Below are 15,919 nucleotides of genomic sequence, written 5' to 3'. Positions count from 1 at the left end.
ATCAGCTGAATAGGGTTTAGGGTACGGGCATGAGCGTAACCGATGAACTCCTGAGCAACGCCGAGCGATACGCCGCCGGCTTCACCAAGGGCGATCTGCCCCTGCCCCCCGCCAAGCACATCGCGATCGTCGCGTGCATGGACGCGCGGCTCAACCCCTACGGCCTGCTCGGCCTGGAGGAGGGTGACGCCCACGTCATACGCAACGCCGGCGGCGTCGTCACCGCCGGCGAGCTGCGCAGCCTCGCGATCAGCCAAAGACTGCTGGGCACCCGCGAGATCGTGCTCATCCACCACACGGACTGCGGCATGCTGACGTTCACCGACGACGGGTTCAAGGCCACGATCCAGGCCGAGATCGGCATCAAACCGGCGTGGTCGGCCGAGGCCTTCACCGACCTGGACGACGACGTCCGCCAGTCGCTCCGGCGCATCCTGGTCGACCCGTTCATCCCGCACAAGGATTCGGTCCGCGGCTTCGTGTACGACGTGACGAGCGGGAAGCTGCGCGAGGTGCCCTCCGAGTAGCGCGAACGGACGCGCCGCATCCGGCCGGCCGAGGAGTGGACGGAGTACGAGCGCTGGTTCAGCACGATTCCACGATGCTGGCGGTTGCGGCCCGCCGCTGGCGGCCGGACGCGGCCATCACCCGAGACGACGGCACTCCTGCGCGAGCGAATCGATCATGAAGACCGCGTTGCCGACCCTGCCGGCGGACTCCTCCGAGCACCACGATCTGGAGCCGGTGTTCCCGAAGCTGGACATCGCGAGACTGGACCGGTCCGGTCCATCGCGATCCGAGCCGGGTTCTGCCGCCCCTCCTGCCGTCACCAGCCCGCCCCATCCAGCACACAGTGCGCCCAGATCAGGACCCTCCGCCGGCCGCGGCCGGCCGGGTCATCGACGACATGCCGGGCTCATCACCGCGGGTCTCCGGCGGCACCTGGCCGGTGACGAGGTAGAACGTGAACCCCGCGAGGAACGGCTCGTCCGCGAGGCGCCGCAACCAGGCCCGGACGTCGGCTGCCGGCAGCTCCCCCGCCTCGACCGCGCGGGCCGAGAGACGGCGCAGGCCCAGGATCTGGTCGGCCACGTCGAAATCGCGGAACAGCACGGCGACGGCGTCGACGGACCTGATCCGGAAGCCGGCCCGGGTGCAGAGGCGGGCCAGCTGGCGGCCGATGGTCTGGTTGCGGACCGTGGCTGCGACGAACCGAGCGAACCCGCGACTGGTCCGCACATCGTCGTCTGCGACCGCCAGCGTGTCCCAGTCCGGCTCCGCCGCGCCGAACAGCCCGCCTGGCCGCAGCACCCGAAAGGCCTCCGCGACCGCCGAGGCGGGGTCATCGACGTGCTGCAGGACCCGGTCCGCCTTGGCCCGGTCCACGCTCGCGTCGGCCAGCGGCAGCGCATGCACGTCGCCCAGGCGCAGCTCGACGTTCGGCCGCGCGGCCAGCCGGCGGCCGGCCTCGGCGAGCATCCTCGGCTCCCGATCGATCCCCACGACCGAGCCTGCAGCGGTGACCGCATCGGCGAGCCGCGCCAGGTCAGTGCCCGGACCGCAGCCGATGTCCGCCACCGCCTGGCCGGATCGCAGGTCCAGAGCAGCGGCCAGGCGTTCCTTGTAGTCCTGGCCCACCGCCGTCCGCGCGGCCGTGTCCATGTACACGATCGGGTCCGGAGCGTCCGTCGGCTGAGGCACCCCGACATCCAAGCACGGCGCGCGGAACGCCCGGTGCAGCATTCATGTGGATGCTGCGAGGAAGTCGTCGAAGGTACGCGGACCGCGGCCGGTGAGGTCGCGTACGGCGGTGGTGACGGCGGACAGTGAGCCGGCAGCGACGTTGCTCCACAGCTCGACCACGTCGGCGGCGAACTCCTCCGGCAGACCCTGCGCGGCGATCGTGCTCGCCATCTCGGCCGCGGTCAGCTCCACGGACCGCACCGGCCGGCCGAACGCGGCGGACAGCTTCGCCGCGATCGCCGCCTGGCTCAGAGCCTCCGGACCGGTCAGCACGAATGTGCCGCCGTCATCGACGGGCCGGGTCAGCAGGGCAGCCGCGCTGGCCGCGATGTCGAAGCAGTCGATGTAGGACACCCGCCAGTCCCCCCCAGCCCGATGACCTCCCCGGCGTCGATCGACGCGGCAGCACCGGTCAGGAAGTTCTGCATGAACCCGCTCGGCTGCAGCACCGTCGCCGCGACCGGTGCGGCCCGCAGGTGCTGCTCGATCTCCCAGTGGGCACCCTCGGCGAGCTTGCCGCCCGGCCGCGCACCCCACACGGACACCTTCACGATCGACGCGACCCCGGCCGCAACGGCCGCGTCGATCGCGGCGACCTGCTGACGGATCATCGGCTGCGGGCCCTCCACCGGCACCGCGCCGGCGGAGTTCAGGAAGAGCCGGTCGACACCTGCGAGGGCGCCGGCCAGCGAGTCGGGATCGTCGAAGTCGCCGATGACGACGTCGCAGTCCAGCGCCGCCGCCTTGGACGGGTGGCGGACCATGGCGCGGATCGGCACGTCGAACTCGCGCAGCCGCCGCACCAGCTGACCGCCGATCGCGCCGGTCGCACCGGTTACCAGGATCATCCCGTACTCCCGTCGTCTAAGATGAGGGTCCCTCGGGAAATATATTGAGGCACCCTCGAATTAGCAACCGATCGGAGGACTGTTGGCGAGCACGACACCGCCGCGCCGCCCCCGGGCGGACGCTCGCCGCAATGCGGAACGCCTGCTCGCCGCGGCCGAGACGGTGTTCCGTGAGCACGGCGTGGACGCCCCTCTGGAACACGTCGCCAGACGGGCCGAAGTGGCGATCGGAACGCTGTACAGCCACTTCCCGAACCGCCGGGCGCTGCTCGGCGCGCTCCTGCACGAGCGCAACGAGGCGCTGTTCGCCCGCGGTGATCAGCTCGGCGGCGAGGCCGCCGGCGACGCCCTCGTCGCGTGGATCCGCGCGGCAGTCGAGCACGCCGCCGCGTATCAGGGCTTGGCCGGCGTCATCGCCGCGGGCGTCGACGACGAGGCGTCGGAGCTGCATGCGAGCTGCGTCCGCATGGCTGCGATCGGCGAACACCTCGTCGCCAGAGCCCGGGACGCGGGCGCGATCAGCCCCGACGTCCGGGGAACTGACGTGTTTGCCCTGATGAACGCGGCCGCCTGGCTGCTCGGACACGGCAACGCCGAGCAGGCCGACCGGCTGCTGAACTTCGCCATCGCCGGTATGCGCCGGTAACAGCCGCGTCACCGTGCGGGCCGACCGCGCAGCACCCCGGGCGGTCCACGGCGTCGGGCAAGTCCAGCGGACCGACCCGGTCGAGCAGCCGCGCCGCTATGCCTGTCACGGCCGAACGCCGAGCCCAGCGCCTCCCGCGGCGGGCAGCTGGCGGCCAGTACTTCGGCCCGCTCGGCGAGATCGTCGAACCGGCGGCGCAGCTGCGCCGTGTCAGCCCGGCCGCCGCGGCCTCGATGGCGGCGCCGACGGCCTTCTCCGGGCCATTCCCTCATGCCGACCTCCGCCAGGCCGCTCGGCGCCTCGCACTGGCGTTGCGCCGTTGAGCACCGCGAGCCATTGCGGGCGGTCCACGCCGCCTGTCGAGGAGGTGGGTGCGCCCGCCGTTCAGTGGACGGCCGCCGGCGCGGTCGCGAAGGCGCGCCGGTAGGCGGCCGGTGCGGTGCCGACGATGCGGGTGAAGTGAGCCCTGAGGCTTGCGGGCGTGCCGAAGCCGCACAGGGTTGCGATGGCGGCGACCGGATGGCCGGTCGTCTCGAGCAGCTGCTGAGCCCGGCGCACACGTTGCCGCAGCAGCCACTGCAGCGGTGACAGGCCGACCAGTGCCATCACGACTCGATGTGCCCGCATGTCGCGAATCTAGCGGAAGTCGTCGTTTGCGACACTGCCCTGGCCTCTTCCGGGCCGTCATGATCAGCTCATGACATCCCCCTCCGGACCGGCGGTTGCCGTCTACGGCGCCTACGGCCACACCGCCCAGTTCCTGGTCGCCGCACTGCACCGGCGCGGCATCGCCCTCGTGCTGAGCGGCCGGGACGCCGCGCGCCTCCATGCGCTGGCAGCGCGCCACCCCGGCGCGAAGGTGCGGCCCGCCGCCCTCGACGTACCCGCCGAGTTGGATCGGGCGCTGGACGGGGCGACGATCGTGGTGAACTGCGCCGGACCGTTCGGCGACACCCCACCCGCCCTCGTCGACGCGGCGCTGCGCGCCGGAGCGCACTACCTCGATGTCGCCGGCGAGACCCTGGTGGTCTGGCGGATGTTCGAGAGGCCCGAACCGCCGGCCGACCTGTTGGCCGTACCGGCCGTCGGATTCTTCGGTGGCCTCGGCGACCTGCTGGCCACCGCGGCCTACGGCTCCGGCCCACCCGCCGACGCCGTCAGCGTGGCGGTCGCGCTGGACGGCTGGGTGCCGACCAGAGGATCACGGCTGGCGGGCAAGCTTCGCGCCGGCCGGCGGGTCGTCTTCAGCAACGGCCGGCTACACCTGCGGACCGGCGCTGCGGCACCGACCGCGCACTGGACGTTTCCGCCACCGTTCGGGCCGCGGGAGGCTGAGACCGAGTTCCCCACCGCCGACGTCGTGACCATCGCGCGTCACCTGCTGACACGGGAGATTCGCACCTACCTCCACACGGCGCCAACCGCCGCCGAGCCCCACCGCGAACAACGGTTCGTGGTCGAGGTGACCATCCACCGGGGTGGCGGGGAGCACCGGGTTTCGGCGAGCGGCCGCGACATCTACGCGTTCAGCGCCGCGATGGCCGCCGAGGCGGCCGTCCGTGTGGTGCACGGCGACGTCAGGGCGACCGGCCTGGTCACCGCCGGGCAGGCGTTCCCGGCGGCGGACTTCTTGGGCTCCCTGCCGCTGGACCACCTCGACCTGTCGTAGCATCGACCGCATGCTCCTGGCCGTCGGGGCAGCCTCTGGCCATCCGGCTCGAGGGCCGGGGGCCGGACCGCAACCGAAGACGCCAGGCGCAAGGCTCACTCGAGGCGATGGCGCTCCCGGGTGACCGGATCGATCACGAAGACCACATCGTGCGGATGCGATCGGGCCAGGGCGACCTTTGGATCGAGTGCGAGCAGGTTGCGTTGTAGCATCCGGCCGATCATCTCGTGCGAGATGATGAGCGGTCGTCGAGCCGGACTCCGGGCGATCCGGCGCAGCGCCACGGCGGCTCGAGTGTCAGTATCGGCATAGCTTTCGCCGCCGGGGTACCGCCACCGGTACTTGTCAGCGGACCGGCGCCGGCGTTCCCCGGGGAACCGGGCGTCGATCTCCTCCTCGAGCAGGCCGCTGAACGCTCCGTGGTCGATCTCGGTCAGCTCGTCGACGATCTCGATCGCCAGGCCGAGGGCATCGCCGATGATGCGGGCCGTCGCGACGGCCCGGCCGAGCGGGCTGGCGAAGACGCCGTCCACGGCGCGGTGCCGCAGGGCCGACGCGTGGCGGTGCGCCTGTGCGAGGCCGGCCGGTGTGAGCGGCGAGTCGAGGCGGCCCTGTCCGCGGTGCAGCACGTTCCATTCGGTCTGACCGTGCCGGGCCAGGAACACCGTGTCCCAGGTGTACATCGCCTCAGCCGGCCGGACGGCGTAGGACGGCGCGGACCCGGCCGTCGGCGAGGACGGCCAGCCAGTCCTCGTCGATCCGGGCCCAGGCGGCGTCGACCGGTTCACCGACGCCGGCCGTCGGCAGGGACGGGGCGATCAACGGCTCGATGGTGTCGCCCTTGAGCGCGTCGCGCCACAGCGCGCCGACCACGTCACCGGCCGCGCGGGTCGGCGCGGCCGGGGCGCGTTCGAGAACGACGAGGGCCACGTCGGCGCCGGTCGCGGCGAACACCTCCCGCGCGCGGGCCACGCTCGCCGTGACCGGCACGACGGCGAGCGGCGCTGCGGCGGGCAGCAGATCGCCGAGGACCGGGCGGGTGCCGTCGCCGTCGAGGAAGCCGTTGCGCCGCAGCCAGCCGTCGTCGAAGTACTTCGACAGGTAGTTGCGGCCGGAGTCGGGAGCGACGACGACGACCAGGTCCTCGGGGCCGAGGCCGCGGGCGACCCGCAGGGCGGCGGCCACCGCGGCGCCGCCGGACGCGCCGACCAGCAGGCCCTCGCGGCGGGCCAGGTCCCGGGTGAGCGTGATGGCGTCGCGGTCGGCCACACGCTCGACGGCGTCGAGGACGCCGGGGTGGTACGACTCCGGCCAGAGATCCTCGGTGGTGTCCGGGTGCCGGTAGTGGCCGATGCTCTCGACGTAGTAGGGGCTGCCGTCGCCGCCGCCGTAGGTCGAGTGCTCCGGATCGACGCCGATGACGCGGACCGCGCCGTCGCTGACCCGCTTGAGGTGGGCGCCCGTGCCCGACACCGTGCCGCCGGTGCCGATCCCGGCCACGTAGTGGGTGATCCGGCCGGCGGTCTGGGCCCAGATCTCGGGGCCGGTCGTGTCGACGTGCGCCTGGGGATTGGCCGGGTTGTCGTACTGGTTGGCGAACCACCCGCCCGGCGTCTCCTCGGCGATGCGCCGGGCCAGCTGGCTGACGTGCTCGGGGTGCTCGCGGGGGCGGCCGCCGGGCGTGACGACGACCTCGGCGCCGTAGGCCCGCAACACCGCGATCTTGTCCTCGCTCGTCTTGTCGGGCACCACCACGACCGCCCGGTAGCCGCGCTGCGCGGCCACGATCGCCAGGCCGATCCCGGTGTTGCCGGAGGTGCCCTCGACGATGACCCCACCAGGACGCAGCAGGCCGTCGCGCTCGGCCGCGGCGACCATGTGCCGGGCCGCCCGGTCCTTGACGCTGCCGCCGGGGTTGAGGAACTCCGCTTTGAGGTAGACCGGCGTGCTGATCCCCTGGGTGACGCGGGTCAGCCGGATCAGCGGCGTCCGGCCGACGGCGTCCAGGACTGACTCATAGATGTACTCCATCGCGAAGGCGACCTCCCGCTCGGCCTAATTGCTAGTTACCATATAGGAAAGATTGAGTTTGCGAGCGCCACGCGCTACGGTCCACATCGATCCGTTCCCGTGACTGCAGAAGGTGATCCCCATGACGGACAACCCGGCCCAGGACGACCCGGCCACCACCGAAGCGCCTGCGCCGGCCGGAGCCGACGCAACGGACGAACTGGTCGAGGCCAATGTCGACCTCGACGCGTCGCAGGGCATCTCGCGGCGGCGCCTGCTCACGGCGGCCGGCATCGGCGCCGGCGTGCTCGTCGCGGGTGGCCTCGGGGGCTGGGCGTTCGTGCGCGGCCGGGACAAGCCGAAGGCCACGGCCGGTGGGCTGACCGTGACCAGGTCCTGGGCCGACCGGGAGCTCACGCTGACCACGCCCAGCGGCGTGTGCGACGCCCCTCTGGTCGTGGCCTACGAGAAGGGCCTGTTCCGGCAGGCCGGCCTCAACGTCGTGCTGAAGAAGTCCGGCACCGGCGAGGACGTCATCACGGCCGTCGGATCCGGCAAGTACGTCGCCTCCAACGGCATCTTCTTCAACTACCTCGGCCCCATCTACAACGGCACCCCGGTCAAACTCAGCGGCGGCCTGCACCACGGCTGCCTCGACCTGTACGTGCGCAACGACGGCTCGGTGCCGACGGTCGCCTCGCTCAAGGGCAAGAAGATCGGCGTCAGCAACCTGCAGGGCTCGGCGACCAACTTCTTCTCCCTGGACCTGCTCGACGCCGGCATCAACTCCAGCCCGGCGGCCAAACAGGTCGAGTGGGTCGTCATCGAGCAGCCCCTGCTCCCCCAGGCCCTCAAGGACAAGAAGGTCGACGCCATCGCCACCGCCGGCGGCTACCTGCCGATCATCCAGGGCGTCGCCGACGGCTGGGCCAAGGAGTTGTCGAACAACCGCGACATCAGCGCCAACGCCAACCAGCCGTGCTGCGCCGTCGTGCTCAACAACCAGTTCGTGAGCGAGGACCCGGTCACCGCGGCCAAGCTCGTCACCGCCTGGGCCCAGGGCGCCCGATGGGCCGGCGCCAACCTCGAGGAGACCGCCCAGATCGAGTCCAGCAAGAACTACGTCGCCGGCACGCCTGCGGAGATCCTGCAGGTGCTCAAGACCCTCACCTTCGACCCGTCGCCGCGCAACCTGCGCCAGTCCCTGCAGCCCGGTATCGAGAAGTACGTCAAGACCGGCTTCCTGCCCGCCGGCGTCGACGTCCCCGCGCTGGCCGACAAGGTCTTCGTCGACCTCGGCCTGAACTTCTAGGACTCCCGTGACCAGCGACATCACCACCGCCCCGCCGCGATCCGATACGACCGTGCAGGGTGAGGCGCGCATCCACGCCGCGCTCGAGAAGGTCGCCAACCCGGCGCGGGTCAACCCGATCCTGGCCGCGGCGGGCATCGTTGCCTGGATCGTCTTCGCCATCGTCTCCGGTGCCGTGCCCAACAGCGCCGACCTGCCGATGCGCGACACCGACTCGGTCGAGGCGACCACTGCGTTCACCGTCGCGGCCGGCCTCGCCGTGGCCGCCGCGGGGGCCGCCGTCTGGGTCCTCACCGCGCTGCGCGGGCGGACCGGGGCCTGGGCCGTGGGCCGGGTGTCGCACGGCGCCGCCTGGCTTTTCGGATCGGGCTTGTGGATGCTGTTCTGGGAGATCTCCACGGCGAAGACCCTCGTCCTGGCGCCGCCGTACTTCGCCGCGCCCCAGCAGATCGCCGACCGGATGTGGGACGACCGCGCCATCCTGGCCGAGAGCCTCGGCAACTCACTGCTCCTGCTCGCCTGCGGCTACGCCGTCGGACTCGTCGCCGGTCTGCTCACCGGCGTGCTCATCGGCTGGTTCCAGTCGGCCAACTACTGGGTACACCCCATCCTCGTCTTCCTGGGCCCCGTGCCGTCGATGGCGTGGGTGCCGATCATCTTCGTGGCGTTCCCGACCGCCTATGCCGGCGCCGTGTTCCTCATCGCGCTGAGCGTCTGGTTCCCGATCACGGTGCTGACCCGCGCCGGCATCCTCGGCGTGCCCCGCTCCTACTTCGACGTCGCGCAGACCCTCGGCGCCCGCGCCCGGTTCCTGGTCCTGCGGGTCAGCCTGCCGGCGGCGCTGCCGAGCATCTTCACCGGCGCGTTCATGGCCCTCGGCGTATCGTTCGTCAGCCTTACGGTCGCCGAGAACTTCGGCGTCAACTCCGGCCTCGGCTGGTACCTCAACTGGAAGAAGGGCTGGGGCGACTTCCCGGCCGTGTACGCCGGTATCGCCGTGCTCGTCGTCGTCTGCGGCATCCTGCTGACGGCCCTGTTCCGGGCCCGCAACTGGGTGCTGCGATGGGAGAAGGAGCTGACCCGATGGTAGGCGCGCAGGCCGTCGACATCGTCCACGTCACCCAGGCCTTCCGCAGCGGCGGCCGCGACCTGCCGGTGCTCGACGACGTCACGCTGTCCGTCGGAGCCGGCGAGTTCGTTGCGCTGATCGGCCCGAGCGGCAGCGGCAAGTCGACCCTGATCCGGCTGCTCGCCGGCCTCGACCGGCCGCTCTTCGGCGCCGTGCACGTCGGCGGCGAACGCGTGAGCGGGCCGCACCCGAGCCGGGCCCTGGTCTTCCAGGACCCGACGCTGCTGCCGTGGCGCACGGTACGGGGCAACGTCGCCATCGGCCCGCAGGCCCGCGGGCTGCCGGCCCGGGACGCCAGGCACCGTGTCGACGAGTCCCTGGAGCTGGTCGGCCTGGCCGACTTCGCCGACGTGTGGCCGGCGCAGCTGTCCGGCGGCATGGCCCAGCGGGCGGCGCTGGCCCGCGCGCTGGTCAACGACCCGTCCGTGCTGCTGCTGGACGAGCCGCTCGGCAAGCTCGACGCGCTCACCCGGCGTTCGCTGCAGCAGGAACTGCACCGGCTGTGGCGCAACCGCGGGTTCACCGCGGTGCTCATCACCCATGACGTGAGCGAGGCGCTGGTCCTGGCCGACCGGGTCGTCGTGCTGTCGCCGCGCCCGGCCCGCATCCAGGAGGTGATCGAGGTCGGCCTCGATCATCCGCGCGACCAGTCCGCCGGGGCGTTCATCGCTCTCCGGGAGCACATCCTGGGCCTGCTCGACGAGTTCGCACCGGCATGACCCGCACGGCCGGGGCGGTCGTCGCCGCGCTCTTCGCCGCGCTCTTCGCCGTGCTGCTGTGGGTGGCCCCCGCGCAGGCCCACGCCACCCTGGTCGCCACCGACCCCGCCAACGGTGCGCAGCTGTCAGCCATGCCGACCGTCGTCCGGGTGACGTTCGACGAGCCGGTGGTGCTGCCGCCCGCCGGGGGCGCCCGCGTGCTCGACGCGCAGGGCACCCGGGCCGACACCGGCTCGCCCCGGCTCGAGGCCGGGCGGACGACCGTCGTCATCGGCCTGCGGCCCGGCCTTCCGCCGGGCATCTACACCGTCAGCTGGTCAGTGGTCTCCGCCGACTCGCACCCGGCCGGCGGCTCCATGCAGTTCGGCTACGGCGTACCCGCCACCGGCACGGCCACCGCGGCAGCGGACAACGCACCACGCACCGGGTGGGAGCTCGGCGCGGCCGCCGGCAAGGCCATCGTGTACCTCGGGCTGGTGGTCGCGCTCGGCCTGGTCCCCGCCGCCATGGTGCTCGGAGCCGACCCGCACGAGCGGCGGACACTGTGGCGAGCCGCCCGCATCGGCGCCGGGACGACCGCCGCCGGATCGCTGCTGCAGCTCGTCGCGCAGCACGAATGGCAGGGCGGGGCGGACTTCGGCGCGTTCGCCGGCACCGCGTACGCCACCGCCGTCTGGCTCCGGCTGACGCTGCTCGCCGCCGTGCCCGCCGTCCTGCGCCTCCCTGACCGGCTCCTCCGGGTGACCGGCGGCCTGCTCGCCGTGGCCGTGCTCGGCACCGTGGTGCGCAACGGTCACGGCGGGGCCGGGCAGTGGTGGCAGTTCGCGACGACACTCCTGCACGTCGTCGCCGTTACCGCCTGGCTCGGCGGCCTGGCGGCGCTCGGCTGGCTCCTGCTGCGCCGGCGGATCAGCGGCGAACGGCTCCGCAGGCTGCCCCGGTGGTCGCGCTACGCCGCCGGCGCGGTCGCCGCACTGACCGTCTCCGGCCTGCTCCAGGCCCTGATCCAGGTCCGCTACCCCGGCGCCCTGCTCACCACGGCATACGGCCTCACCCTGACGGCCAAGCTCCTCCTCGTGGCCGGCGCGGTCGCGCTGGGCGTCGCCGGCAACCGCTGGGTCCGCCGGCAAGCCGCCGCCGGCGGGGCCGCTGCGGGACAGACCGCCAGGCTACGCGGCTGGGTCCGCACCGAGGCCGGACTCGGCGCGCTCATCGTGGCGCTGTCCGGTATGCTGTCCTCCATCACCCCCGCCGAGGCCGCTTACGCGCCGGAGCTGCACGCCACCATCACCGTCGACCCGTACATCGTCGCCGTGGACATCGCCCCCCTGCGCCGCGGGCCGCAGAGCCACCGCGTCACCATCACCGGCCGGGCCGAGGCTACCCCGCCGGCCCGGTCGGTACAGCTCGTGCTCAGCCAGCCGGGCCATGCGGGTCCGACACCCGGCGTCCGCTTCCCGTACCGCCTGCCGGGGGCGCTCCGGCCCGGCGAGCCGACCCCTGTCGCATTCGCCGGAGGCGCCGTCACCGTGCCGTCAAGCGGTGCCTGGACCGGTACGCTGACCATCGAGGCGAGCGACTCACGACAGTTCACCGGCACCTTCGACTTCCGGGTGTACTGATCGGGGTCCGGCTTGGCCGGCGCTGCGCATCTGGCTGGCAGGCGTGCCCGGATCGTCAGACCCGGCTTCCAGATCCCTCGCCGCGCGTCGCCATTCTGTCGCGCGGGTCGTCCGGCACCGAGACCATCCCGGGCCTCACAAGTGGTAGCTCGGCGTGCAGCGTCGTGCCCCCTCCCGGCGGGCTGGCGACGCTGAGTCCACCGCCGAGTGCCTCGAGCCGGTCCCGCAGACCGACGAGTCCCGTGCCCCGCGCCGGATCGGCTGAGCCCGCGCCGTCGTCGGACACCCGCACCCGTACGCATCGATCATCAGCGATGACCGATATACAGGCGAGCGACGCTCCGCTGTGTTTCGCGATGTTGGTCAGCGCTTCGGCAACGACGTAGTAGATGGCGACCTCGACGGGCTCCGGCAGTCTTCGGGAGATGTCCAGGTCCAGCTCGCAGGGGACCACACTGCGCCGGGCCAGCATCCGAATGGTCGGGCCCAGGCCCCCCTGGGCCAGCAGCACCGGGTGAATGCCCCGAGCAAGGTCCGAAAGACTCTGGTGGATCTCCGTGAGCCCCTGCACGGCGTTCGACAGCAGCCGCTGCGCCTCGGCCAGGCTCGTGACGGTATCCGTGGCGAGCCGCAGCTGTAAGGCCAGCGAAATGATCCGTTGCTGCGCACCGTCGTGCAGGTCGCGTTCGATGCGGCGCCGCGCGTCGTCCGCGGCGGAGACCAGCCGCGACCTGGAGGCGGCGAGCGCGGCTCGGTTGTCGGCGACGGCGATGGCCGTGGCTACCAGTTCGTTGAAGGCCTGCAGACGTGACTGCGCACCGGCCGGTATCGGATCCACCCGGGAGGACAGGACCAGCAACGCACCCCACAGCCGGCCGTCGACGAAGACCGGTACGCCGATACCCCGGTGCACGCCGAGCTGGCGCACTTCGGCGGCGACCGGCCCGGGGAGGGTGTCGTAGTCGACTTGCACGGTGCGTTTCAAGCGCTCGACGTTGCCCACGATGCTGTACCGGCTGATCGGCTGATTCCGGCGGGCCGGCATGAGGGTGCCCCGCTCGTCACGCTCGGACGCGACGAACACCTCGCCATTCGGCTCATACCGCACCAGCGCCGTACGACAGTCCGTGAACAGCCGGTGCAGCTCCGCCGTGACAGCGGCGAACACCCGATCCGGTGATCCGCCCATGGCGACAAGTGTGGCGACCCGTCGTAGCGCGGTCTGTTCGGCGAGCACCGCCTCGGTTCGTGCGCGGCTGCCGCGCAGCGAGTTGATCAGCCGATCCCGTTCCAGCGCCGCACTCACCATCGCCGCCAGCGGCTCACCGACCCAGGCGCGAATCCTCCGGCAGTCGTCGGGCGGCGTGTCGCCGGGCACCAGGAGCAGCGCATCCGGCTCGGCCCGGTCGCCTATGCCGATCGCAATGTCGCCGGGCGCCGGGCCGGATTGGTCAGGCCCGGCGACGACGAGCGCCGCCGAACGCAGCCCGAATTGTTCCTCGAGGCACCGCGACGCCTCTCGCAGTCCCTGCTCGAGGTCATTGTCGAGGAAGAGTTGGGTCAGCCGCGCGATGGTCTCGGCCTCCAACGCGCGCCGCCGCGCCTCCTCGGCGTTGCCTCGCGCCAAGCCGGCCAACGCGCCACCCACCATCACCGCAATGGTGAAGAGCAGAAGCCGCACGGCGTCGTGGAGCGAGGTCAGGTGGAGACCGGCCGGCGGGACGTAGAAGTAGTTGAAGGCAACGGTGCTGATCAGTGCGGTGAGGAAGCCGAAGCGGTCGCCCCAGAGGATCGTGATCGCCAGGACGCCGAGCATGTAGATGGCCGCGCCGGGAGGGTTTGGTGCGGACAGGTGGTACAACACACCCACGACGGCGGTCTCCGCGGTGACGACCGTCAGGGCGACGATCACCTTGATCGGCGCCGGGAGCAGTGCCGCCGGCAGCAGCAGGGAGGTGAGCCCGCGGGTGATCGCGGCTCGTCGCGGTCGTCGGTGATCTACAGCTCGCCTGGCCGCTCCCGCGTGCGGTTCGAACGGGTACCTCTGGCCGTTCCCCACATCCCGACCGTTCGTCCCCAGCCGCGCCGAATCATCACCCGGATCGGGTGGTAGGCGCGTCATGGTCGGCGATGTCGGCATGCGCACCGGCCCCGGCGCGGGTCCGCGGCCGCCCCCGCGACCCTGATCGCGGATGGCGGATGGCGTGCAGCGCGCCTACCGTAGCTGTCCACCGTCGTGCGGCGTTGCCGCCGCCCGGTCGAGCCAGAGGACCTGCCAGAACGCCTCGGTGGCTGACTGCGTACCGGCACTTGTCGACGTCGTGCCCGCTGCCGGGCGATGCTCACCGCGGTGATGCCATGGTCGACCGTTCCGGGTGAGGCGGGCGACGCACTCCATACCCGCGGTGGAAAATTTCTGGAGATCCGGTGCAACGCCGGGCCATGGTTCGGCCGTTGAAGTCGGGACGCAAGAAGGGATACCGATCTTTGCGGACCGACAAACAGCAGCAGTACGTCGAGTACGTGACCGGGCGTATGCCGATGCTGCGCAAGCTGGCCTACGTGCTGTGCGGCGACGGGCAGCGAGCCGACGATCTGGTGCAACAGACGATCACGCGCCTGTACACCCGCTGGCTGCGCGTGAGCGAGGTGGAGCACCTCGACCAGTACGTGCGCACGATGCTCGTGCGCGCGTTCGTCGACGAGAAGCGACGGCCCTGGTCGCGCACGGTGCTGCCCGGGGACCTGCCCGAGCGGCCCGACCCCGGCGGTGGGTTCCATGAGCGCGTGGTCGACGAGGTGACCGTGCGCTCGGCACTGCAACACGTGCCGAGCCGGCAGCGCGCCGTGCTGATTCTGCGATTCCTGTGCGACATGACGGTCGAGGAGGTCGCGGCGGCACTGGAGTGCTCGGCCGGGACGGTCCGCAGCCAGTCGTCCCGCGGGCTGGCCACACTGCGCCGCGTGCTGGGCGACTCCATCATCGAGCGGAAGGGCGGCTGAGGCCGACGTGACTACCGACGAGCAGTACGGCGCGGCGGTGTTCCGCGTCCTGGACGGGGAGCCGGGCCCGTCCACCGTGAACGTCATGCGGGCGGTCACCGAGGGTGAGCGCCGTCATCGCCGGGCGCGGCTGGCCGGCTCGGCCGGCGTCGCCGCCGCGGTGGTCGCGATCCTCGCCACGGGCTGGCTCGCCACAAGCGGCTGGCGCGGCGGCGTCCCACCGCAGGTCGCAGCCTCGGGCAGCGGCCGGCCGGACCCGAGCCCGAGCGGTGCGCCGAGCGGACCGCCGGTCTGCCGGGCCGCCCAGCTTCCCGTGCCGGCCGGACAGCCTCCCAAGGGCATCGTCAGCGGCGCCGATCCGACCGGGCACTACATCGTCGGGCGGACATACCCGCAGGCGGCCGAGCCGACGCCGGTGATATGGGTGGATGCCCACGACCCGAAGACGGTGGCGATGCCCGGCGTGGAGCGCGGGCTCAGCGACATCAACTCGCACGGCGTCGCTGTCGGCGGCAGTCTGGTGAACGGCAAGCACGTCGGTTGGGTGGTCGCCGACGGCACGGTCAGCCGGGTGAAGGGCCGGGAGGCGCAGGTCGTGGGCATCAACGACGCGGGCATGATGGCCGGCACGACCGCGGACGGCCCGGCCCGGTGGCGCTCGCCGACCGACGACCCGGTGCCGCTCGCGTCGGCCGGAGCGGGTTGGAAGGCCGAAGCCCGGGCGATCGACGAGGACGGCACGATCGTCGGCACCGCCGCCAGGGGGGCCGAGCGGGTCGCCGTGGTGTGGCACCCCGACGGGACCCTGCAGCGCATGCCCGCGCCGCGCGGACACGATCAGGTGAGCAACGACTATTCGGGGATCGCGATCCGCGGCGGCCTCGTGCTCGGCAAAGCGCTCTATGACTGGACCGGCGGCAAGTACATCGACGGCGTCGTGTGGAACCTCGGCACGGGTGACGTCAGCAGCACGCCGGGATTCTTCCAGGTGGTCAACCCGAACGGCTGGATAGCCGGATCGCCGAGCCTCGTCGCCGGCGGTGCCACAGTGGCGCTGCCGGTGCCGGGCCCCGAGGACCCTCGCCAGACCATCGTGACATCGATCAGTGATGCCGGAACCACGCTCGCTGGGCAGGTCGGCACTACCCCGCTGCCGGTCGTGTGGACGTGCGGGCGCGGCTGACGTCGTCGCGGGCCGGACGTGTCTCACCGTCCGGC

General features: G+C 72.1%; 16 protein-coding genes. 9 read left to right on the top strand and 7 right to left on the bottom strand.

Annotated features, from left to right (window positions below):
- Positions 1-29: 29 nt before the first annotated feature.
- Positions 30-527: a beta-class carbonic anhydrase gene (locus Dvina_RS18035; RefSeq protein WP_223103625.1), complete on the top strand. Its 498-nt coding sequence runs from the start codon at positions 30-32 to the stop codon at positions 525-527.
- A 337-nt stretch (positions 528-864) separates the two neighbouring features.
- Here Dvina_RS18035 and Dvina_RS18030 read toward each other — a convergent pair whose 3' ends face one another.
- From Dvina_RS18030 to Dvina_RS18020, 3 genes are read right to left on the bottom strand one after another with little or no spacing between them, the layout of a single operon-like run.
- Positions 865-1,701 (bottom strand): methyltransferase domain-containing protein, encoded by an 837-nt coding sequence (locus Dvina_RS18030; protein WP_246656294.1) that lies wholly within the window; start codon positions 1,699-1,701, stop codon positions 865-867.
- Positions 1,702-1,743: 42 nt separating this feature from the next.
- Positions 1,744-2,097: a Rossmann-fold NAD(P)-binding domain-containing protein gene (locus Dvina_RS18025; protein WP_223103623.1), complete on the bottom strand. Its 354-nt coding sequence runs from the start codon at positions 2,095-2,097 to the stop codon at positions 1,744-1,746.
- Positions 2,046-2,591, bottom strand: coding sequence for an SDR family oxidoreductase (locus tag Dvina_RS18020; protein WP_223103622.1), 546 nt, complete (start codon positions 2,589-2,591; stop codon positions 2,046-2,048). The genes Dvina_RS18025 and Dvina_RS18020 overlap by 52 nt, the downstream gene beginning before the upstream one ends.
- Before the next feature lie 82 nt (positions 2,592-2,673).
- On the opposite strand from Dvina_RS18020, the gene Dvina_RS18015 reads away from it, so the two are divergent.
- Positions 2,674-3,237, top strand: a complete 564-nt coding sequence (locus Dvina_RS18015; RefSeq protein ID WP_223103621.1) for a TetR/AcrR family transcriptional regulator — start codon at positions 2,674-2,676, stop codon at positions 3,235-3,237.
- A gap of 384 nt (positions 3,238-3,621) precedes the next feature.
- Here the strand turns inward: Dvina_RS18015 and Dvina_RS18010 are convergent, their stop codons facing one another.
- Entirely contained in the window at positions 3,622-3,864 is a 243-nt protein-coding gene (locus Dvina_RS18010) for a helix-turn-helix domain-containing protein (RefSeq protein WP_223103620.1), read from the bottom strand.
- 70 nt (positions 3,865-3,934) lie between these two features.
- Here Dvina_RS18010 and Dvina_RS18005 point away from each other — a divergent pair, with 70 nt between their 5' ends.
- Positions 3,935-4,906: a saccharopine dehydrogenase NADP-binding domain-containing protein gene (locus Dvina_RS18005; RefSeq protein WP_223103619.1), complete on the top strand. Its 972-nt coding sequence runs from the start codon at positions 3,935-3,937 to the stop codon at positions 4,904-4,906.
- 95 nt (positions 4,907-5,001) lie between these two features.
- Here the strand turns inward: Dvina_RS18005 and Dvina_RS18000 are convergent, their stop codons facing one another.
- Positions 5,002-5,589 carry a histidine phosphatase family protein gene (locus tag Dvina_RS18000; RefSeq protein ID WP_223103618.1) on the bottom strand — a complete coding sequence of 196 codons (588 nt, stop codon included), beginning with the start codon at positions 5,587-5,589 and terminating at the stop codon, positions 5,002-5,004.
- A gap of 4 nt (positions 5,590-5,593) precedes the next feature.
- Positions 5,594-6,937: a PLP-dependent cysteine synthase family protein gene (locus tag Dvina_RS17995; RefSeq protein WP_223103617.1), complete on the bottom strand. Its 1,344-nt coding sequence runs from the start codon at positions 6,935-6,937 to the stop codon at positions 5,594-5,596.
- Between the two features lie 121 nt (positions 6,938-7,058).
- On the opposite strand from Dvina_RS17995, the gene Dvina_RS17990 reads away from it, so the two are divergent.
- Genes Dvina_RS17990 through Dvina_RS17975 form a run of 4 tightly spaced genes read left to right on the top strand, consistent with a single transcriptional unit; the run spans position 7,059 to position 11,698 of the window.
- A complete protein-coding gene (locus Dvina_RS17990; RefSeq protein WP_223103616.1) occupies positions 7,059-8,228 on the top strand; it encodes an ABC transporter substrate-binding protein in 1,170 nt (389 codons plus the stop codon).
- 7 nt (positions 8,229-8,235) lie between these two features.
- Positions 8,236-9,318, top strand: coding sequence for an ABC transporter permease (locus Dvina_RS17985; RefSeq protein ID WP_223103615.1), 1,083 nt, complete (start codon positions 8,236-8,238; stop codon positions 9,316-9,318).
- Positions 9,312-10,076: an ABC transporter ATP-binding protein gene (locus Dvina_RS17980; RefSeq protein ID WP_223103614.1), complete on the top strand. Its 765-nt coding sequence runs from the start codon at positions 9,312-9,314 to the stop codon at positions 10,074-10,076. The genes Dvina_RS17985 and Dvina_RS17980 overlap by 7 nt, the downstream gene beginning before the upstream one ends.
- The gene (locus Dvina_RS17975) at positions 10,073-11,698 is read left to right on the top strand and encodes a copper resistance CopC/CopD family protein (protein WP_223103613.1); all 1,626 of its coding nucleotides are present in this window, start codon (positions 10,073-10,075) and stop codon (positions 11,696-11,698) included. The genes Dvina_RS17980 and Dvina_RS17975 overlap by 4 nt, the downstream gene beginning before the upstream one ends.
- Positions 11,699-11,753: 55 nt before the next feature.
- Here the strand turns inward: Dvina_RS17975 and Dvina_RS17970 are convergent, their stop codons facing one another.
- On the bottom strand, positions 11,754-13,610 hold the full coding sequence (locus tag Dvina_RS17970; protein ID WP_223103612.1) for a sensor histidine kinase: 1,857 nt from the start codon (positions 13,608-13,610) through the stop codon (positions 11,754-11,756).
- A gap of 575 nt (positions 13,611-14,185) precedes the next feature.
- Between Dvina_RS17970 and Dvina_RS17965 the strand changes: the two genes are divergently transcribed.
- Both Dvina_RS17965 and Dvina_RS17960 read left to right on the top strand, forming a co-directional pair.
- The gene (locus tag Dvina_RS17965) at positions 14,186-14,701 is read left to right on the top strand and encodes a SigE family RNA polymerase sigma factor (RefSeq protein ID WP_246656293.1); all 516 of its coding nucleotides are present in this window, start codon (positions 14,186-14,188) and stop codon (positions 14,699-14,701) included.
- Positions 14,702-14,708: 7 nt separating this feature from the next.
- Complete coding sequence (locus Dvina_RS17960; protein ID WP_223103610.1) at positions 14,709-15,884, top strand: hypothetical protein; 1,176 nt, start codon at positions 14,709-14,711, stop codon at positions 15,882-15,884.
- The last annotated feature ends 35 nt before the right edge of the window (positions 15,885-15,919 follow it).

The organism is Dactylosporangium vinaceum, from assembly GCF_019904175.1.
In the GTDB taxonomy this organism is placed as follows: Bacteria; Actinomycetota; Actinomycetes; order Mycobacteriales; family Micromonosporaceae; genus Dactylosporangium; species Dactylosporangium vinaceum.
Note: the sequence above shows the minus strand (reverse complement) of the source record. Positions and strands in the feature narration are given on the sequence as shown.